Source organism: Paraburkholderia sp. EG287B (assembly GCF_040965595.1).
In the GTDB taxonomy this organism is placed as follows: Bacteria; Pseudomonadota; Gammaproteobacteria; order Burkholderiales; family Burkholderiaceae; genus Paraburkholderia.
On record NZ_JBFRCG010000004.1, the window covers coordinates 342,995 to 362,384 of the forward strand.

The following is a 19,390-nucleotide window of genomic DNA, read 5'->3' on the forward strand; positions in this document are numbered from 1 at the left end:
GTTATTCACAAATGTGAATGATGTGATGATGAGGAGGCAAACATGTCGGAGATGGTCGCTCGACGCAGCACGACCTGGCACAGGGTGTATGCGTGGGCTGCGCTTGGCGCGCTTTTCGCGTTTGCGCAAATCTATGCCTACGTGGCATGGATTCGTTCGGAGGACTTCCGCCCCGTCGATGTGGGCACGGACACGATTCCGGAATCCGTGAAGGCGACGATCGACCATTACCAATGGGTCAGCGTGTTGCTGTTGATTCCGGTGGCAATCTTGTTCGTCTACGGAATCGTCAAAAGCCGCCGCATCGACGCAGTGCGTCTCATGATGATCGGCTGGCTCTCTGCATACTGGCTTGATCCGTGGCTGGACTTTCTTCGTCCGATGTTCACCTATAACGCCTATGCGTTAAATTTTGGCTGTTGGTGCCGTTTCATTCCGTTCTGGCAATCGCCACATGCGCGCATTGCTGAGCCCATCCTGATAGACGCACCGAGCTATTTCTACACTTTCACGGGTACCGCAGTGGTTGCGCTATGGGCGATGCGTGCGGTCCGCCAGCGTTGGCCCCGTGCAGGTAACGTTGGAATCACGCTCGCGGGCTTCGCTGCCATCTGGATGACGATGGGTCTGCTCGACATCGCTGCCAGCCGCTTCATGGGATTCGATGCTTGGCCGGGCGCGTTTCAGCGTGTTTCGTTCTGGGGCGGTCACTACTACCAGTTTCCGGTTTACGAGTTCCTGCTGTTTCCGTCCGCCTTCGTGGCTTCTGCGTTCCTTCTGATGAACGTCGACAACAACGGTTACACGGCGATCGAACGAGGTGTCGATCGTCTCGAGTGCCATTCTGCGGTTCGCACGGCGCTGCGGGTGCTGGCCTTCGTCGCGTTTTGCAATGTACTGAATCTTGCCTACACGACTGCAATGGGTGTGCACGCGGTATATGCGGATCCGTGGCCGACGGATATGCCGAGTTGGCTGGCGAACGATCGATGACCAACCGGAACGTCCAGCGCTTCGACAACGTCGAGTATTACGTAGAAGACGACGTGGCCGTCGTCGCGATGAGCCACCCACCGGTCAACGGGCTGGGCCTCGGAGTTCGTCGCGGGCTCGTCGCTGCGTTCGAAGCGGCGCGGCACGATCCGGAAGTTCGAGCGATCGTGCTCAAAGGCTGCGGTCGTGGCTTCTCTGCAGGCGGCGACATCCGCGAATTCGGCACGGGCGCTGCGGCGGCAGCCCCTGCGTTGTCGCTGCACGTTCATCCGGTGATCGAGGCAAGCGAGAAGCCGGTTGTTGCCGCTATCCACGGATTTGCCATTGGCGGTGGGTTGGAAACGGCGCTGGTCTGCCATTACCGGCTTGTGGAGGGCAATGCGCAGATCGGGCTGCCGGAGTGCAGGCTTGGTGTGATCCCGTTGTCCGGGACGCAGCGTTTGCCGCGTGTGCTGGGCCTCGAAAAATCGATCGAATTCATTCTCGCTGCGCAAATCGTGTCCGCTAGCACGTTCGCCGGAACAACGCTATTCGACCGAATCGTTGAGGGCGATGAGCAGCACTTGTTGCGCCAAGCGATCGAACTGGCGCGAGAGAAGATGGGCAGCGCGGCGTTGCCATTGATACGCCGGTTGCCGTTGCCGGACCACGATCCGGTTTCCGTTATCGCTCAGGCGCGCGCGCGTCTCGCCTGCGGCGATGCGATAGAAAGCAAGTGCCTGGATGCCATCGCTGCCGCCGCCGAGTCGGCAGATTTCGAGGCCGGCTTGACCGCGGCGCGTACGATTTACGATCGGCTCGCTGCGTCCGATGAGGTGTCGAAGCGGCGAGATCGTTTTTTCAAGTCGCGCCAGGACAAACACGCGCGATAGGTGCCGACTGGACTGCCATTACGTGGAAAGCTGCTTGCGCAGGTCTCCTTTTCGCACTTTTCCTGATGGCGTGCGCGGCAGTTCAGCAACGATACAAAGATGCTCGGGGGTCTTTTGCTTCGCCACGCCCGCGGCGGCAAAGTGGGTCTGAACCGCACTCAGGTCGAGTGCCGTGTGTTCGTGCAAGACGACTACGGCACAGACTCTTTCGCCGTATCGGGCGTTGGGTTGCGCCACGACGGCGACATCGCGTACGGCGGGGTGAGTGGCAAGCACGCGCTCCACTTCGAGCGACGAGATGTTTTCTCCACCGCGAATTACGATGTCCTTCTTTCGGTCCGTGATGGTCAGGAAGCCGCTTTCGTCGAGATGGCCAATATCGCCAGTCCGGAACCATCCGTCTTCAGTGAATGCCGCCGCATTGAGTGCCGGGTCGGTGTAGCCGACGAACAACTCCGGCCCCTTGATGAGAATCTCGCCGTCGTGTCCCGCAGGCAGGTCGCGGTCCAACTCGTCGACAACGCGCACCTGAGAGCCGGGCTGAACGCGCCCGTCCGTGTTGGCTCGAATTTCAAAAGGAGAATCGGCCCAGGCAACGCTCACCGTCGAGTGTTCGGTCAACCCATAAGCGCGCGTTCCCTTAAATCCGGCGCGATCGGCCAGGGCGACGTGCTCGGGCGTGACGCCCGTGCCGCCCAGACCGTAAGACACGAGCGACGCCAGGCTGCGGCCGTCGCGACGAGCGGCATCAAGGAGTCCTTGAAGATGGAACGGCGTGCCGCCCGAAAGGCGTACCCGGTGCTCTTCGATGAGTCGTGCGGCGAGTGAGGCGTCCCATCGGTCCATGAACACCATCTCCGTGCCGGTGACGAACGGACGCAACAGAAAATTGAAGCCTGCGATATGCCCGGCAGGGAAGGGCGTCAGGTATGGCCCTGGCCCGTCGATGAACGGAATCTGCCACTCTGCGCCAACGGTTCGATGCGAGTGCTGAACGCCTTTGGGAGAAGCCGTCGTTCCCGAGGTGTACAGCAGCAGGCAGATGTCTTCCGGCGTCGGCGCGTCCCCGGGATGCGAATCGTGCGTTGTCGCCGCGAGTCGCTGCAGCGCATCGAACGTGATGCCGTTCGCTGGCACCCGATCGCCAACGACTATGACGCGCTCCAGATCGGGTGGGTCGCCCAGCGCGGCGACACGCTCCAGGTAGTCCGTGCCGCACCAGAGGTCGGGTACGCAAAGAAATCGGGCGCGCGACTGCCGAAGGATGAAGCCGACTTCGGCTGGACCGTAGATGTGGACGATCGGTACGAGCACGGCGCCGATTTCGAGTGCAGCCAGATACAGAAGCGCAGTCTCGCGCTGCGTGGGGAGCTGTATCGCGATCACATCGCCTCGACGCAGGCCGATCGCTCGCAGCGCCTTGCATATCCCTCTCGCGTCGCGCAGCAAGGACTGCGTGGTGCACGTGTAGGCGCCGCCCTGGATATGAAAATGGAGCGGCGTGGCGCCGTGCTGTTCGACGGCGCGCGCGATCAGAGCCGAGAGAGGCAACTCACTTGTCCAGGTTGCAGTTGTGTCGGGTTTCATGCCAGCAACGCCCGTAAGAGGCTCACCAGTGCAAGCGGCTGGTCGAGCATCATGTGATGGCCCGCGCGCGGCATCGTGATGGGCCCTTTTGCGTGGGGAATCGCCGCTGCGATGTTCCGCGCGCGATCTGCGCTGACCACGCTGCTGCACTCGGCGTGAACGTAGCTGACGGGAACCGTGATGCGGCTCAGCAGCTCTTCCTCTCCCTCGACCGGCTGGAGATCCCGAAGCTTCGGATCGAAGCGCCACACCCAGCCGTCGGCGGTTTGGCGAAGCGATGTCTGCGCGAGATGTTCCAGAAGCCACGGCCCGCAATCCTGCTCGGGGATGAGGCGAAACCGGCTGACGGCGGTTTGCCAGTCCGGATAGGGGCGTGGAGGCGGGCGTCGTTCGACGGCAGGCAAGCTATCGCCGCGTAGCATGAAATACGAATCGAGCACGATGGCATGCGAGAGACGATCGGGAAAAGTCGCGCACGCCTGCAGGAGACGAGATCCGCCGAAGCTGTGGCCGACTGCAACGCACGGACCGGAGCCGATTGCGTCCACGACGGCTACGAGGTCGCGCACGAAAATTTCTGCGCTGTATTCCTGCCTGTAGCCGCTCTCACCCATGCCGCTGAAATCCAGAGCGAACACACGAAAGCGATCGGTGAAGAACGGCGCAATGAAGTCCCACCAGTGCGTGTGACCTAGAAATCCATGCGCGAAGACGAGCGGAGATTTGCCTGTGTCTGCGGCGTTCCAGGAGACATAGTGCACTGCGGCCCCGCTGGCTTCGGTGAAGTGGGAGCGGCGTGGCTGGCTCATGGCGAGATCGAACCAGGAGGGGGCACTGACATTCATTGCGGCTCTTCCATTGCTCAAGGATTGTTTCGCACACCTGTCACGCAAGCGGGATGTGCTGTCGATTCGCGTCGATCCAGTCTGTCATCGAGGTCAGCTGGATGCCATGTTCGGAGAGCGAATCGATGTCGACGCGATACCCGACCGCGTTGATCCATTCCTGCGCGTTCACCCAACCCGGTGCGAGTCCCTTTGCTCGCGCTTCGTCCGGCGAGACGTGCGAAACGCCAATCTGTCTGCCAAGAACCTGACTGAGGCAAGCTCCCACTTCAGACATCGTGAGCTTCTCCGAAGCCAGCGGCACAGTCTCGCCATGCCAGCGTTGCGCGTCGTTGAGCGCGCTGGCTGCGAGCGCACCCACGTCGTCGGCGGCAACCCAGTCGAGCCGGGAATCGGGCAGCAACGCGCTGAGCAGCAAGCCCTCGCGCAGGTGCGGGAACATCGCGCGCGCTTTCGGCTCAGCGAGATTGTCCATCATGAATGCCGGTTGCAAGACCGTCCATGATTCGAAACCCGCAGAGCGAACGGCCTCTTCGACGTCCCATTTGTCCGTCCAGTATTTTTGATTCCAGCGCTTCTCGTTCCAGCCTGGAAACGTCAAATGATTGCCTGCCTGCGCCACGGAGGTATGAACGAATTGCGGGACGCCCGCGTTGCGCGCTGCGTTGATGAGCGCGAAGCCCTGGCGGCGCTCCCTGTCGCTGCGATCGAAATCAGGAAGGAGAACGGAAAAGACGGAGCGGACGCCCTCCATCGCTTTCTCGAGCGACTCACGGTCGTCCAGATCTCCCCTTAGGCCCTGCGCGTTCATTTCGATGAGTGCTCGCGCAGTCGGCGAGTCTGGATCTCGTGTCAGGAAGCGCACTGTACGTCCAGCCGCAAGGAGGCGACGAGCGGTTGCACCCCCTTGCGCGCCAGTAGCGCCGATGACGAGTGTCGCGTCGGATGAATCGGTCATGATTTTCCGGTGGTCGAACTATAGAGGTAGGCCAGCCGTGTCGTGGCTGGGCGCATAGCGCACGAAGTCACTAGCCATGCGACCGGTCATTGGGGAATCGCCTGGAATCGTGCTTGTGTTCTAATATTAGCACGATGTTCATAAAAGTGCGCGGTGGCGAATGCGCGGGCGCCAAGGGGCGCGAAGCGGAAAGACGAAGCGTCGTCTTTCCGCGCGATAGCACGATCAATGCTGCGGTCGCAGCGTTTGAACGAGGCCGCCTTCATGTGCGACGATCACTTCGCAGCCAGGCTGATAAACATCGGCAATCTCGTCGCCGCGCACGCGGTTGCCCTGGAAACCGCGCAAATAGCTCGTTTCGTCGAGCCGCAAGACATGCTCGCCATCGGCGTCGCGCACAACGATCTGGTCAGGCGCGATAGACGTCAGCGTGCCCACATAGGGCAGCCGCGGCGCGAATGGGAAACTGCCGCCTTGCGGCAGGATGCGCGTGTCGAGCGAAAGACGAAAACGGTCCGAATGATTGCTGAGCCCGGAGTGCGGCGTGCGCCGACTCATCAACAGGACGTCGCCTAGACGGTAGTTCGTGCGGCGCCATGCTTCTTCGGGCACGCTCGCAAGGTCGATGGGAATGATCTTGTCGCCGTCCTTCTTGTGCAGGCACGGAAGCTTGTGCAGCCCTTCCGCTACGGCCAGTCCACCAACTTGCGCGTCGATATCGCTGAGTGGAATCCAGCAAATGATGAAGTCGAGGCGGTCGCTGTAGATCGCATCTTCGTGAATGAAGTCGAAGCGTGTGCGGTTTTTATCGATGGCGGGCGGCGAAGTGCGGTATTCGGTAAACGGCACCCAATAAAGCGGTACGTCGAAGAGCCTCTGGAAGAATGCGCGAGTTGCGGGATCTTCCATCACGGTTCGCGCGGCGCGCTGCTCATTCATTTCCTTCACGGGAAAGAAGCAGAAATTTTCGCGCTCCTTGCCGGTCCATCGCACGTCCCGATCGTTACGGTCCACGAAACCGTTGCGATAGAGGTGGTCAACGAGCAGCGCGCGCATGCGTTCGAGCGGCTCGTGGTCCAGTACGTCGCGGAAGAACAGGTAGCCGTCTTCGTCCCAGCGTTGTTGCAGCGCGGCGTGATCGCCGAGCAGATCGTTCGAAACGTTGAATTCGCGCATCGTCGGCACGATATCCACGATTGGTGTGCTCACAAATTGTCTCCTCAAGTCGCAGGGGCGCTTCGCCGCTGTCTCACAGCAATCCGCGTTCTTCCGAAGTACGGGTGGTAGTGTCGATGCCCAGTTCCCGCAGCGTCTCGAGTACCGCGGTGGTGGCGGAGGCGACAGCCGGGAAGCCTGCATACGGCAGCGCCTGGATGAGCACACCTTCGAGCTCTCGTGCGCTCAGACCGTTGCGTACTGCAATGCGGACGTGGTTTTTCAGTTCGAGTGTCTGCCGGTTGGCAATCAGGATGCCGAGCGTCACGAGGCTGCGCTGCTTGCGCTCGAGCTTGTCGTCGCCCCATACGTCCGCGAACGCGTAATTGACGGCAAGGCGTGAAATATCGGCGCCAAAGCCGTTGGACTCGCTTGCGGCCCGCAGGCCGGCGGCCTTGTCCTCACCCATGATTTCGCCGAATACCTTTAAACCATAGGCGTGCTTTTCTTCCAGGCTCTTCATTTGCGTCTCCTGTTTTACCGCAGCGGCGCGGCTATGGGTGGCGGGTAGCGGCTCTGCTCCTCCCCGCCATTTTTTTCGCTGACAATGATGACGATGATGCGTGCTAAGATCGCCGCGAAAGAGGATCAAATTCTGTATATAAGGGGATCGAAATTCGCAAGCCCGCCACGCCGACTGAGCCAGTGAAAGATGTTGCCGCGCTCGTGCTGCCGGGCAGCTACCTGTCGAGCGTGGGCGCGCTGGCGGATGGGTTCGCACTCATTGCACGGCATGTATTTACGCAGTTCGCGCCGCCATACCGCCACACGATGAAGACGCAGGTGCGCCTGTTGAGCGCCACCGCGGGCGGTCTGGAGTTCGCCGGCGGCCGGAAGATGGATAGTGACGGCGACTTGCTGGGCGACGCCGAGTACAGCATCGTCTACGTCCCGGCCTTTGCGGTGGCCAGCGAAGAGGCGCTCGTTACGCTGCTCGACCACGCACAGCCGGTGACGGAGTGGCTGCGTTGGCAACGTTCCCGGGGCGCAGTACTGGCCGCAAGCGGCACAGGGGTATTGCTGCTCGCTCAGGCAGGCCTTCTCGACGGTGGCCCTGCGGCTGTCCCGCGCGTGCTCAGGGGCTTGCTGCGCTCGCGCTATCCCAAGGTGCGCGTGGACACAGGCGCCACGATCGCGGAGCACGCAGGTGCGCACACCTGCAGCGTGCCGGCAAGCGAATGGCAACTCGTGGCGCGCCTCGTCGATCGTGCGATTTCATCGCATACCGCTCAATGGCTAGCCTCGACGACAGGCACGGATGGCGAGCGCGAGGAAGGCCGCCTGTCGAGCGACGATCCGCTCGTAAGCAGCGCGCAGTTCTGGCTCGCACAGCGTTTCGCCCAGGACTTCAAGATCAGCGAACTGGCGGACGTGCTGGCCGTTAGTCACGCTACGTTGCTGCGCCGCTTCACACGAAGCCTCGGCGTGACGCCGCGAGCTTATGCAAGCTCATTGCGAATCGAGGCAGCAAAACGCATGCTGCGCAACACTCAGGTCTCAATTGAGCAGATCGCCGTCATGGTGGGCTATTCAGATGTGCGCGCGTTTCGCAACATCTTCCACAAATACGTTTCGATGAGTCCGTCCGCGTATCGACGGCGCGGTGCCGGACGCGAATGAAGTTTGAAACCGCCCGGCATTCAGGCCGCAAATGTGTCGAGTTCGGCTTGGGCGGTATCCGTTGAACGAAACCGTTCGAGCAGGTAATCCACAAAAACCCTGACTTTCGCGGGCAGATACTGGCGGTGGGGATAGTGCACGTAAATGCGCGGTCCCGTACCATCCGCCTCGTCGCCGTGCACCCGGCATTCGGGAAGCACGATCTTGAGTGCGCCGGTACGCAGATAAGGCAGCACCACGGGCACGGATGATGGCGTGATCCCTGCGCCGCTGAGCGCTGCGACGAGGCTGGTGTCCGGTTGGCCTGCCACGGTTAGACGCCCGCGGGGATGGTGGACGAACGTCCTGTCCTTCCGGGCGCCGCGCTTTCGCGTACTTCCTGGCATGCGTTCGAGATGAAGCGCGGCGAGTCCGAACGGCATACGGATGCCGACGAATTCGTGTTCCGCTAGTTCCTCCGGTGTTTGAGGAACGCTCTTGCGTTCGAGATAGCCCGGACTCGCGACCAGTACGATGGGGTAGTCGCACAGCGGACGGGAGACATGATTGGTTCCGCGTCCCCGGGTGTGCTGAATACTGACGTCGACGCCTTCGTTGACAAGGCTTGGCGCAACTTCGTCATAGCTGATATCGATTTCGACGAGCGGATAGCGTTGCAGAAACTCTGCGATCACCGGAGTCAGGCAATGCCTCCCGAACGTCGGCGTGACGGATACCTTGATCATGCCCTCCGGATGCTCGGGACTGCGCCGCACATCCGCGACGGCTTCGTCGAGCTGATTCAACAACGGCGCCACCCGTTGATAGAACTGCCGCCCCTCGCTCGTGAGGCTCAGCTTGCGTGTGGTCCGGTTGAAGAGGCGCACGCCGAGTTCACGCTCCAGCGCCGCGATACTCTTGCTGATGGCAGGCGGCGTGACCTGTAGGCGGGTTGCCGCCGCGATGAAGCTGCCGCAACGGACGGCCTGAACGAAAGGCTGCAGATTCCGGATTTCTGGCATCGTCGATTAATGAAAAAAAGTCACTCTAAATGTTCCGTTTAGTAAGCAGTGTAGAGCATGGGCCGACGCTAGAATCGAATTTATCAGAGGCGGCCCGCGCCGCGCGCGCCAGGCCGACCACGAAAATGCTCAGGAGACGACACGACTGACCTCGACGGCGCGTGACCGGCGCCGGTTCCTGCACGCGTCTCCTGCCTGTAGCAGTCAAACGCACAATGGAACGGCACATGGCACTTTCCCAATCGCACCAGCGCCCGCTCGATGTTCCCGGGCGCCTCTATATCGGCGGTGCATTCGTCGAAGCTGACGGCGCAGCCCGCGTCGAACATGTCAACCCTTCAACAGGGCGGCCTCAAGCCGTCGTGCCCCTCGGCAGCGTGAGCGATATCGACCGCGCCATGAAGGCTGCCAGGGCGGCGCAGCGCGTGTGGATGGAGATGGGGCCACGCGCACGGGCGCGAAGCTTTCGGCGCCTGGGCGAGTTGCTCGAAGCGAACCAGGCGCAACTGACATTTCTCGGTGCCCGAGAGTCGGGTATTCCGGTAGCGCTCCCGATGATGGAGATGGCGCTCGGCTGGGTTGATCACTACATGGGCTGGATCGACAAGATCGAGGGTTCGTACGGAGAGTCTTATCCGGCGCCCGGATTCAACTACACACGCCGGGAGCCTTATGGCGTCGTGGGCGTCATCATCCCGTGGAACGGTCCGCTCATGGCGACCTGCATGATGGCGCTTCCGGCAATCGCCGCTGGCAATGGTGTCGTTCTGAAGCCCCCAGCGCTGGCGCCGTTCGTCGCACTGCGAATCGCCGAACTCGCTCACGAAGCTGGCTTTCCAGCGGGCCTTTTCAATGTCGTGCCCGGCGAAGCCGAAGCGGGCGAGGCGCTCGTGGCGCACCCCGAGGTCGGCAAGGTCACGTTCACGGGCGGCGAAGGCGTCGCGCGGCGTGTGATGGCGACGGCGGCGGCGTGCCTCAAGCCGGTGGCGCTGGAACTGGGCGGCAAGTCCGCCAACCTTGTCTTCGAAGACGCCGATCTCGACGCAGCTGCGGTACAGGCTGTCTATGGCGCGTTGGGTCTCAGCGGGCAGGGCTGCGTGAACCCGACGCGGCTGCTTGTGCACCAATCGCGCTACGACGAAATGGTGGCGCGCGCCGCGGCGGTGGCTGCGAGCATGAAGGTGGGCGACCCCTTCGACCCTGGCACGGTCGCGGGCCCGGTGATCGGCCAGTCAGCCTGCGACCGTATCCTCGGCATCATCGCGCAAGCGCGGCGCGATGCGAGGCTCGTTGCGGGCGGCGAGCGGGTGGGGGGCGAACTGGCCGACGGCTTCTTCATTCAGCCGACCGTGTTCGCCGATGTCCGGCCAGGAAGTGCGCTGGAACAGAACGAGGTGTTCGGTCCCGTGCTCTCGATCACCCCGTTCGCCGACGACGCAGAAGCGCTCGCGATCGCCAACGGCACGCGCTACGGCCTCGGCGCCTATCTGCATACCAACGATCTCGACCGTGCGCACGCGTTCGCCGAGCGCATCCACGCGGGCTACGTGAACATCAACGGTTTCGCTTCGATGGCACCCGGCGCGCCGTTCGGCGGCTACCGGCAAAGCGGCTTCGGCAGGGTGGGCGGCTGGGCCGGCATGGAAGAGTATCTGCAGCTCAAGAATGTTTTCGTTGCGCGCAGGGAAGGCAAGCGATGAGCGAAAGCATTTTCGACTATATCGTTATCGGCGGCGGATCGGCGGGGTGCGTGATCGCGGCACGGCTGAGCGAGAACGCTTCAACTCGCGTGTTGCTGCTGGAAGCGGGCAAGGAAGGAAAGGGGTTTCTCTTCGACATGCCTGCCGGCAGTTTTGCGCTGATGGGCAATCCCAAGGCGGACTGGATCTATCCGACCGAGCCGGATCCTTCGGCCGGCGCGCGCGTGACGACATGGGCCGCGGGTAAGGCGTTAGGCGGCAGCAGCAGCATCAACGGGATGGTCTACATCCGCGGCCAGCGCGGAGACTACGATGCGTGGCATGACGGCGGGTGTGCCGGCTGGGGCTTCGACGACCTGCTCCCGTACTTCCGGAAATCCGAAAATTTCGCTGGTCCGGCATCCTCCGTGCATGGCTCGGATGGCCCGCTGACGGTCTCGCCGCCGCGCGTACTGCATCCATTGGCGCATACCTTTCTCGACGCCGCCGGGCATTGCGGCATGCCGGCGCGCGACGAGTATTGCGCGGGCGACCTGCATGGTTCGTTCATCGTCTACGGCACGACGCGAAATGGCAAACGCTGTAGTGCACGCAAGGCTTATCTCGAACCTGCGCTCAAGCGGCCCAACCTCACCGTCGCGACTAACGCGTTTGTCGACAACGTGCTGTTCGAGGGGCGGCGGGCGATTGGCGTCAATGTCATCGTCGATGGCGCGCGACAGATCTTTCTTGCGCGCAGGGAGGTCGTCCTGAGTGGCGGAACGATCGCATCGCCTGGCGTGTTGATGCGATCCGGCATTGGCGCAGGAGCGGATCTGTCCGCGATGGGTATCGAAGTCGTTGCCGATCTGTCCGGCGTTGGCCGCAATGTGCAGGAGCACTGCGGAGTCTCGCAGAGCCGCCTGATCGATGTGCCGACGTACAACACCATGGTGGGGCCGCTGCGTCTCGCGGGACACCTGCTGCAGTATGCGACAGTCAGGAAGGGGATTCTGACGTCGATCGCCGTCCATGCGATGGCCTACGCGCGCAGTGCCCCCGAACTGAACGAGCCAGACATCGCCATGAGCTTTTTGCCGCTGGCGATTGGCTTCGTTGGTGGACATCCCGCGTTGGCGAAGCAAGCGGGCGTCACGATTGGATCGCAGGTTTTGCGGCCGCACGGACGCGGGCGCATCAGTCTGAAGGATCGCGATCCGCTTACGAAGCCGGTCATCGAGCACGCGCTGCTTGGAGATCCTCGCGATCTCGAACTGACCATCAAGGGTAGTCGTCTCGTGAGCAGGGTGTTTGCCGCGCCGCCGCTGGCGAAACACGTCATCGGCGATCACGAGCCCGCATCGCTGCCCGAAAGCGATAGCGCGTGGGAAGCGTACGTGCGCCAACGCGTGGGTATTGGTTACCACCCGGTAGGCAGTTGCCGGATGGGAACGGACGAGACCGCCGTCGTCGATCCGCAATTGCGGGTTCGCGGTGTCGAGAGGCTGCGTGTGGTCGACGCCTCCGTCATGCCGAACATCATTTCGGGCAATACGAATGCTGCAACGATCGCCCTGGCCGAGAAGGCCGCGGAAATGATCGTGGCAGGATGATTGAACGCTGGCGGGCGTGTTCGGGTAGATCGAAACGCACGCCAGAATTCTGCTGAACGCGTTTAGCGGGGCGGGATCACGTTCCGGTTCCTGTTAGCAGCGCGTTCCGTTCGTCGCGCGATAACGTGAAAACGCAAAGCATTTCGGCGAGCCGCTCGGTCTGCTGCTGCAAGCTATCGGCTGCGGTCGTGTGCTGTTGAACGAGCGTCGCGTTCACTTGTGTCATGCGGTCCAACTGCTCTACCGCCTGGCTCACCTGACCGACGCCGGCCGATTGTTCCCGCGACGCCTCTGCGATCTGGCTCACCAGACTGGTGACGCCGCGAACCTGGGCAACGATATCCGCAATCGTCTTACCTGCCGAATCGACCAGCTTCGACCCGTCGTCGACCTTTTCGACACTCTGCGTGATCAGCGCGCTGATTTCCTTTGCGGCCTGCGCACTGCGCTGCGCGAGATTGCGAACCTCGCCTGCCACGACAGCAAATCCGCGTCCTTGTTCGCCAGCACGCGCGGCTTCGACTGCCGCGTTCAGGGCCAGAATATTGGTCTGGAAAGCGATGCCGTCGATCACGGAAATGATGTCGGATATCTTGCTGCTCGATTGCGTGATCTGGCCCATCGTCGAGATGACCTGGTCCACCACGCGGCCGCCGTCCGCCGCCGCATGGCTCGCACGTGCTGCCAGATCGCTAGCCTGGCGGGCGGCATCAGCGTTGTTGCCGACCGTCGAATTGATTTGCTCCATCGAAGCTGCGGCTTCTTCGAGGCTGCTGGCCTGCGTTTCCGTGCGCCCGGAGAGTTCGAATGTTCCCGACGCGATTTCCCTGGTGACGCGCTGTATGGTTCTAACGCCATTGCGCACATCGAGCACCGTGGCGCGCATGTTGATGCTGACCTGATTCAGGGTTCGGAGCACGTCACCGATTTCATCGCTTCGATCGCTTTGGCATGTTGCGCTGAGATCGCCCGCGGCGATCTTCATTGCGGCTCGCGCAGCGTCCTGTAATGGGTTCACGATGACCCTGGAGAGGAACATACCTGCCGCGGCCGTCAGCAGAAGCAGGGCGGCGATTTCACCCCAGAACGAGACCGACGCAAGATCGTCGCTCCGGCTAGCCAGACCGAGTGCGTCCACCAAGGCGAGCGAGAGCAGCGCGCCCCAGAGATAGCGCTTAAGACCCAACGAACGAACGCGGCTGGCGGCCTTGCCAACGAGGCCGCCGCGAACGATACGTCCCTGCGCCCACCCGAGTTTCCCGCCACGGTCGGCGTGCAGGCGCCGATAAAGCCCTTCGGTTTGCTCGATTTCCCCATGAGCCGGCTTGCTGAGAACCATGAGGGAGCCGATGTACTGACCGTGCGAAACGAGCGGCGCCATATTGAGGCGGCACCACACCAGCGTGCCACCCTTGCAGGCGAGCTTGATCAGACCGGTCCATGGCTTGCCCTGCTTGACGGCTCCCCCAAGGTCGGCCAGTACGAGCTGCGGTACGTCGCGTATGCGGTTCGAACCGTGCATAGCCTGGAGCTCCTGCAGCGAATATCCCGTCACACGTTGATACACCGGGTTCGAATAGACGACTTGAGATTGAACGCCTACGCAGCAAACCATCAGTTCATGGTCTTGCAATTCGTATTCACGCTTCGAAATGTTCTCTTGCCCCATGCCTCTTCCAGATCATCCGGGCGGCCCCGTTTATTATTCATAATTTAGAACGATATTCAAAAATGTATGTTCAACGCGGGTCTACGTCAAGTCCGGATGCGCCCGATACCGCCTGCGTTCAACAATGTGACCAGGGTTCATCCGCAGTGCACCGCAATAGGACAAAGGCGATATGCTGGCGGCACTCTCGATATCGAAGTCATATCAAGCCATGGAATTGCGGCACCTCAGACACTTTGTTGCGGTTGCGGAGACCCAGCACTTCGGGCGTGCGGCTGCGCGCCTCGGCATGGCGCAGCCGCCGCTCAGCCAGTCGATCATGCGGCTGGAGGAACAGCTTGGCATCAAGCTGCTCGAACGCACGCCGCGCGGAGTGACCCTTACGCCCGCGGGATCCGCGTTGCTCGCGGAAGCCAAGCCGCTCATCGCGCAAGCGGAACTAGCGGAGCGGCGGGTGCGCCAGGCAGCCGATGAACTGGCGAGCTTGAGCGTGGCGTTCGTGCCGATGTGCGCGCTACGCATCATGCCGCTCGCCATTCAGGGGCTGCGCAAGCAATGGCCCGGTGTCGATGTCCGATTGATCGAGCGTGGTAGTGCCCTGACTGTCGCGAGCGTGAAGAACGGCAGCATCGACCTGGGCGTGGTGGTGACCAGTGCGGCGGACGTCTCGGGTCTGGAGAGCGTGGTGATCGAGCGCCTGCGCGTGGTGGCTGCGGTTCCCGCGAAATGGCCCGTCGCGACGCAGCGTTCGATTCGCATTGCGGATCTCGCGCGATATCCACTCATCATGTTTCCTCAGCAGATGTCGCAACCGCTGTTCGCCGCGTTCGAAGCAGCGCGGCGCGAAGAGGGCTTGTCGCCGCGAGTGACTCAGCAGGCGCGCCACCCCTATACGATGCTCAACCTCGTCGCGCACGAACTGGGCGTCGGATTGATGCTGGACTCGGCGCGATACCTGCCCGTGGAAGGTGTTGCTTACGTTGACATTGAGGATGTTCCGGCTTCCGGCGAAACGGAAGTGTCACTGGTGTGGGCGGATAGACCCCACAAGCCCTGGCACCGCGCGATGCTCGACATCATGCGCGAAATCGCGTCGCCGCACCCGGCGTGACGCTCACAGCAGCACCGTTGCACCGATTCGTTCTCGCTGCTCCTTGCGTCATTCGTTTCCGCGTTCATCTTGACACCCCACGGTGGGGTGTTTATGTTTACGAATGACGTTCACAAAATAACCCGCTCGCATGGCGAGCCAAAGGAGGAGCAGTGAGCACGAATGTGGCGAGTCTTTTCAGTCTCGATCAGAAAGTGGCGATTGTGACAGGGGCAGGTTCGGGTATCGGCCGCGAGACGGCGCTGTTGCTGGCGTCGGCCGGCGCCGCTGTGGTCGCGGCGGACTTGAACGAGGAAGCGGCGCAGGAAACGGTCAAACAAATCGAAAGCGCTTCAGGTAAGGCGATCGCCGTCAAGGTGGACATCGGCAATGAATCTTCGATTCTTGCGATGTACGAAACCGTTCAGGCAAAGCTCGGGCGTCTCGACATTCTCGTCAACAATGCGGGTATCTATCCGAAGACGCAATTCGTCGAAACGTCGGCCGAGAAGTGGGACAAGGTTCTCGGCGTGAACCTGCGCGGCACCTTCCTCTGCATGCGCGAAGCGATCAAGCGCATGCAAGCGGCCAAGCGCGGCGGTTCCATCATCAATATCTCGTCGGTGGCTTCGCTGCAGCCCGTAATCTTCGACAACGGCGATTACGGCGCATCGAAGGCGGGCGTCAACAATCTCACCAAAGTGGCCGCACTCGAATTCGCAGCAGACGCGATTCGCGTGAACGCCGTGTTGCCGGGCGGCGTGGCGACGGAGGGCGCGGCTGCATCGACCAAGGTCCATCAGGCAAGCGGGCCGATTACGCAGCCCGGCCGTATGCCGCTAGGCCGCATTGGCGTCGCCTCCGATATCGCGCGCGCCGTGCTGTTCTTTGCCTCTCCGGCATCGGACTATGTCACCGGCCAGCTCCTGGCTGTCGACGGCGGTTTCCAGGTTTCCTGATCCCCTCGGCGGCCCGTTTTTCGCGTTGCGAAGCCGCATCGGCGATGCGGCCTGGGCTGCCTTTTGCTTTGCCCAAATTGCATACGATCCGTTGCGCACAATTGACCGTGTGCGTAGCTTGCGCTCGCGCATACGCTGCACGCTACGCCCTGGCGGCTGGTGAAAACACCGACACAGTTAATTGAACGAGTTGTTGCATAACGGAACTTCGTCACCTACGATGTCGACATAGAGGCGCCGCGAATGCGCCCGCGTGGCACAAGCCTGATCGGAGACATGCTATGTACCTGCTCGACAGCGATTTACGTGGCCCTCTCGCGGACTACACGTTCCACCATCGGCGCCAGCCTACGGGCAGCCATCCTCCCTCGTCGGACGAATCGGATCGCGCAAAACAATCGAATTGGGCGGCGCGCGCGCTGGGTGCGATGGCGCACCGTATCTTCGGCAAGCTGCGCATGGAGGGGGCGGCACGATGAAAACGATGCCTGGCGAGCGCGCTCGAGAAGCGCGCAGGGTATGGCTCCCGCTTATCCTCTTGTCGATTTCGGCAGCGGCGATCTGGCTGCTGCAACGCGACTTGCGCATGGAAGAGTTGGGCCGTTCGGCGCTGTTCGACGTTGTGATGACGATTGCCGTGCTCGGTGCAACGGCATTCGCGGGCCTCGTTGGGTGTGCGATTGCGAGTCGCGCGCAGGAAGAGGAAACCGATTTGTCGACAGGTGAAGGGTATTGCTTCATTGGCGCGGTGATCGGCGCGGTGGTCTTTTTCGTCGCCATGACTTACTAACGGTAGAAACCATGAACGAAGAGTTGAGCGCACGCGTGGAAGCGCTTTTGGACAAACAGGCCATACTCGAATGCGTGCACCGCTATTGCCGCGGGGTCGACCGCATGGACCGTGAGTTGACGCTGTCGGCGTACCACCCGGATGCGATCGATGACCACGGCGCATTCGTTGGCAATGCAGAGGAATTCGTAAACTGGGCCTTTGCGTACCACACGGAGCATCAGCTATCGCACCACCATATGGTGTTCAATCACAGTGTCGAGCTGAAGGGCGACGAGGCGCACGGGGAAACGTACTGGCTTTTCTTCGGCGAGAATCGCGTCAAGCCGGACACGCTTGCGGTGGGGCGCTATATCGACCGCTTCGAAAAGCGCAATGGCGTGTGGGCGATTGCCGCCCGCGTCTGCATCTCGGAGGCGATCAACGAACTCACGACTGCCGTAGTGCCTGCTGCCTGGCGCGAAATCTTGATGAGCAATGGCGTGAGTTCGCGAAATCGCGAAGACGTCTCTTACGAGCGGCCTCTCACGACACGTCAGCCCAGCGAGGTTTAGGGGCTTGCATAAGCGTCGCGCGACGCTCGTCACGAATAACCAGCATCTCATGCAAGCCAACGTCGGCGTGGAGCCGACGTTGGCTTTTTAGCTATTGGGCAGCGGCATGATCGTGCTGTGGCCTACGATTGACAGAAACTCACGGCGCGTTGATGGATCATCGCGAAACGCACCCAGCATCCGGCTCGTCACCAGCGAAGCGCCGGGTTTATGCACGCCGCGCGTGCTCATGCACTGATGCGCGGCTTCGAGGATCACGGCGACTCCCTTGGGCTGTAACACCGTGTTCAACGCATCGGCGATTTGAACGGTCATCTTCTCCTGAATCTGCAGACGCTTGGCATATACGTCGACGAGGCGTGCAAGCTTGGAGATGCCGACCACGCGATGCTCGGGCAGGTAAGCAACGTGCGCGCGCCCGATAATGGGCACCATATGGTGCTCGCAATAGCTTTCGAAGCGGATGTCTTTTAGCACCACCATCTCGTCGTAGCCATCCACTTCGGAAAACGTCGTAGCAAGAATCTGCATCGGATCGGATTCGTATCCGGAGAAGAACTCGCGATACGCGCGCGCGACGCGTGCGGGTGTTTGAATGAGACCTTCTCTTTGGGGGTCGTCGCCCGCCCATCGGATAAGCGTTCGCACGGCTTCTTCCGCCTCATCCCGCGTGGGGCGAGCCGACGCTACCTCAGTGCCAATTTCTTTGTCTCGCGTGTTCATCAACTCTCCTGATCATTCATGCCTCGTGCAATCCGACGCTCGTGCGCGTGCGCGGCACACCCATATCGGCAACGTAAATAAAGTGTATATAATTGCACGGTGTTCGTAAATACAAACGCGTGCTACGCTCGACGGGCCACACGCTGCAGAAGCAGGTTGCACTTACATCACAGGATCAGTACATGAAAACGCGCATTACAGAGTTGCTTGGGATTCGATATCCCATCGTTCAAGGCGGCATGATGTGGGTGGGCCGCGCGGAACTGGCCGCTGCTGTCTCGAACGCCGGTGCGCTCGGCACCATCACCGCGCTCACGCAACCCACGCCGGAGGCGCTGCGCAATGAGATTGGCCGCGTTCGATCGATGACGGACCAGCCGTTCGCGGTGAACCTGACGATTCTGCCGACGATCAAACCGGTTCCGTACGATGAGTACGTGCAAGCGATCGTGGAGAACGGCGTGAAGGTGGTCGAGACGGCGGGGCGTAATCCCGAGCCGCACATGCCGGCGTTCAAGGCTGCGGGAATCAAGGTCATCCACAAGTGCACCTCTGTGCGGCACGCGCTGAAAGCAGAGGCATTGGGGTGTGACGCCGTGAGCGTGGACGGCTTCGAATGTGCCGGCCACCCAGGCGAAGACGACGTGCCCAACCTCATTCTGTTGCCGGCGGCCGCCGCGAAGCTGCGTATTCCGATGCTGGCATCGGGCGGTATTGCCGACGCGCGCGGCATGGTCGCGGCACTCGCGCTCGGTGCGGACGGCATCAACATGGGTACGCGATTCATGGCCACGCAGGAAGCGCCGATTCATGAGAACGTCAAGCGCAGGCTGGTCGAGAACGACGAGCGCAACACGGCGCTGATTTTCCGCACGCTGAAGAACACCTCGCGCATTTTCAGAAATTCTGTTGCGGAGAAGGTGCTGGAACTCGAATACAAGGAAGGCGCGACATTCGCGGATCTCAAACCACTCGTGAGTGGCGAGCGCGGAAAGCGCATGTACGAAACGGGGGATACGGAAGATGGAACGTTCCCTGCCGGTCTCGCGATCGGGCTGATCGAGGATATTCCCACCTGCGCGGAACTCGTGAGCCGGATGGTTGCTGAGGCGCGCGCACTCATTCACGGCCGGCTGGCCGCATTTGCAGAAGATAACTGAGCGTGCGCTAAGGCGCCTTTCGAATACGTCTGCCCGTGCCCGGATTCAAAACGGGCGCGGGC

19 protein-coding genes are annotated in these 19,390 nt (G+C 61.6%); 11 read left to right on the forward strand and 8 right to left on the reverse strand.

The genetic code is table 11. The features are described from left to right. Positions 1-42: 42 nt before the first annotated feature. Positions 43-993 (forward strand): spirocyclase AveC family protein, encoded by a 951-nt coding sequence (locus AB4Y40_RS09100; RefSeq protein WP_368687398.1) that lies wholly within the window; start codon positions 43-45, stop codon positions 991-993. Beyond that, positions 990-1,865 carry an enoyl-CoA hydratase-related protein gene (locus tag AB4Y40_RS09105; RefSeq protein ID WP_368687399.1) on the forward strand — a complete coding sequence of 292 codons (876 nt, stop codon included), beginning with the start codon at positions 990-992 and terminating at the stop codon, positions 1,863-1,865. The genes AB4Y40_RS09100 and AB4Y40_RS09105 overlap by 4 nt, the downstream gene beginning before the upstream one ends. 18 nt (positions 1,866-1,883) lie before the next feature. On the opposite strand, the gene AB4Y40_RS09110 is transcribed toward AB4Y40_RS09105, so the two are convergent. The 5 genes from AB4Y40_RS09110 to AB4Y40_RS09130 all read right to left on the reverse strand — a co-directional run bounded on the left by AB4Y40_RS09110 (position 1,884) and on the right by AB4Y40_RS09130 (position 6,933). Then, the gene (locus AB4Y40_RS09110) at positions 1,884-3,452 is read right to left on the reverse strand and encodes an AMP-binding protein (protein ID WP_368687400.1); all 1,569 of its coding nucleotides are present in this window, start codon (positions 3,450-3,452) and stop codon (positions 1,884-1,886) included. Next, the gene (locus AB4Y40_RS09115; protein WP_368687401.1) at positions 3,449-4,297 is read right to left on the reverse strand and encodes an alpha/beta fold hydrolase; all 849 of its coding nucleotides are present in this window, start codon (positions 4,295-4,297) and stop codon (positions 3,449-3,451) included. Before AB4Y40_RS09115 ends, AB4Y40_RS09110 begins: the two co-directional genes overlap by 4 nt. 40 nt (positions 4,298-4,337) lie before the next feature. Beyond that, the gene (locus AB4Y40_RS09120; RefSeq protein ID WP_368687402.1) at positions 4,338-5,255 is read right to left on the reverse strand and encodes an NmrA/HSCARG family protein; all 918 of its coding nucleotides are present in this window, start codon (positions 5,253-5,255) and stop codon (positions 4,338-4,340) included. A gap of 225 nt (positions 5,256-5,480) precedes the next feature. Continuing rightward, positions 5,481-6,464, reverse strand: coding sequence for a phytanoyl-CoA dioxygenase family protein (locus AB4Y40_RS09125; protein WP_368687403.1), 984 nt, complete (start codon positions 6,462-6,464; stop codon positions 5,481-5,483). A gap of 40 nt (positions 6,465-6,504) precedes the next feature. Beyond that, positions 6,505-6,933 (reverse strand): carboxymuconolactone decarboxylase family protein, encoded by a 429-nt coding sequence (locus AB4Y40_RS09130; protein WP_368687404.1) that lies wholly within the window; start codon positions 6,931-6,933, stop codon positions 6,505-6,507. A 182-nt stretch (positions 6,934-7,115) separates the two neighbouring features. Here AB4Y40_RS09130 and AB4Y40_RS09135 point away from each other — a divergent pair, with 182 nt between their 5' ends. Further along, a complete protein-coding gene (locus AB4Y40_RS09135) occupies positions 7,116-8,090 on the forward strand; it encodes a GlxA family transcriptional regulator (RefSeq protein WP_368687405.1) in 975 nt (324 codons plus the stop codon). 20 nt (positions 8,091-8,110) lie between these two features. Here AB4Y40_RS09135 and AB4Y40_RS09140 read toward each other — a convergent pair whose 3' ends face one another. After that, positions 8,111-9,091 (reverse strand): LysR family transcriptional regulator, encoded by a 981-nt coding sequence (locus AB4Y40_RS09140; protein ID WP_368687406.1) that lies wholly within the window; start codon positions 9,089-9,091, stop codon positions 8,111-8,113. 227 nt (positions 9,092-9,318) lie between these two features. On the opposite strand from AB4Y40_RS09140, the gene AB4Y40_RS09145 reads away from it, so the two are divergent. Both AB4Y40_RS09145 and AB4Y40_RS09150 read left to right on the forward strand, forming a co-directional pair. Next, positions 9,319-10,791, forward strand: a complete 1,473-nt coding sequence (locus AB4Y40_RS09145) for an aldehyde dehydrogenase (protein ID WP_368687407.1) — start codon at positions 9,319-9,321, stop codon at positions 10,789-10,791. After that, a complete protein-coding gene (locus tag AB4Y40_RS09150) occupies positions 10,788-12,383 on the forward strand; it encodes a GMC family oxidoreductase (RefSeq protein WP_368687408.1) in 1,596 nt (531 codons plus the stop codon). The genes AB4Y40_RS09145 and AB4Y40_RS09150 overlap by 4 nt, the downstream gene beginning before the upstream one ends. Positions 12,384-12,459: 76 nt before the next feature. On the opposite strand, the gene AB4Y40_RS09155 is transcribed toward AB4Y40_RS09150, so the two are convergent. Next, positions 12,460-14,052, reverse strand: coding sequence for a methyl-accepting chemotaxis protein (locus AB4Y40_RS09155; RefSeq protein ID WP_368687409.1), 1,593 nt, complete (start codon positions 14,050-14,052; stop codon positions 12,460-12,462). Positions 14,053-14,263: 211 nt separating this feature from the next. Here AB4Y40_RS09155 and AB4Y40_RS09160 point away from each other — a divergent pair, with 211 nt between their 5' ends. The 5 genes from AB4Y40_RS09160 (at position 14,264) to AB4Y40_RS09180 (ending at position 17,445) form a co-directional block, all read left to right on the forward strand. Next, the gene (locus AB4Y40_RS09160; protein ID WP_368687410.1) at positions 14,264-15,163 is read left to right on the forward strand and encodes a LysR family transcriptional regulator; all 900 of its coding nucleotides are present in this window, start codon (positions 14,264-14,266) and stop codon (positions 15,161-15,163) included. 152 nt (positions 15,164-15,315) lie between these two features. Further along, a complete protein-coding gene (locus tag AB4Y40_RS09165; RefSeq protein ID WP_368687411.1) occupies positions 15,316-16,101 on the forward strand; it encodes an SDR family NAD(P)-dependent oxidoreductase in 786 nt (261 codons plus the stop codon). Positions 16,102-16,382: 281 nt separating this feature from the next. Then, on the forward strand, positions 16,383-16,580 hold the full coding sequence (locus AB4Y40_RS09170) for a hypothetical protein (RefSeq protein ID WP_368687412.1): 198 nt from the start codon (positions 16,383-16,385) through the stop codon (positions 16,578-16,580). Continuing rightward, on the forward strand, positions 16,577-16,891 hold the full coding sequence (locus AB4Y40_RS09175; RefSeq protein WP_254353341.1) for a hypothetical protein: 315 nt from the start codon (positions 16,577-16,579) through the stop codon (positions 16,889-16,891). The genes AB4Y40_RS09170 and AB4Y40_RS09175 overlap by 4 nt, the downstream gene beginning before the upstream one ends. Further along, the gene (locus AB4Y40_RS09180) at positions 16,834-17,445 is read left to right on the forward strand and encodes a nuclear transport factor 2 family protein (protein WP_368687413.1); all 612 of its coding nucleotides are present in this window, start codon (positions 16,834-16,836) and stop codon (positions 17,443-17,445) included. Before AB4Y40_RS09175 ends, AB4Y40_RS09180 begins: the two co-directional genes overlap by 58 nt. Positions 17,446-17,532: 87 nt before the next feature. On the opposite strand, the gene folE is transcribed toward AB4Y40_RS09180, so the two are convergent. Next, positions 17,533-18,168, reverse strand: coding sequence for a GTP cyclohydrolase I FolE (gene folE, locus AB4Y40_RS09185; protein WP_368687414.1), 636 nt, complete (start codon positions 18,166-18,168; stop codon positions 17,533-17,535). A gap of 182 nt (positions 18,169-18,350) precedes the next feature. Here folE and AB4Y40_RS09190 point away from each other — a divergent pair, with 182 nt between their 5' ends. After that, positions 18,351-19,328, forward strand: coding sequence for an NAD(P)H-dependent flavin oxidoreductase (locus AB4Y40_RS09190; protein WP_368687415.1), 978 nt, complete (start codon positions 18,351-18,353; stop codon positions 19,326-19,328). Positions 19,329-19,390: the final 62 nt, after the last annotated feature.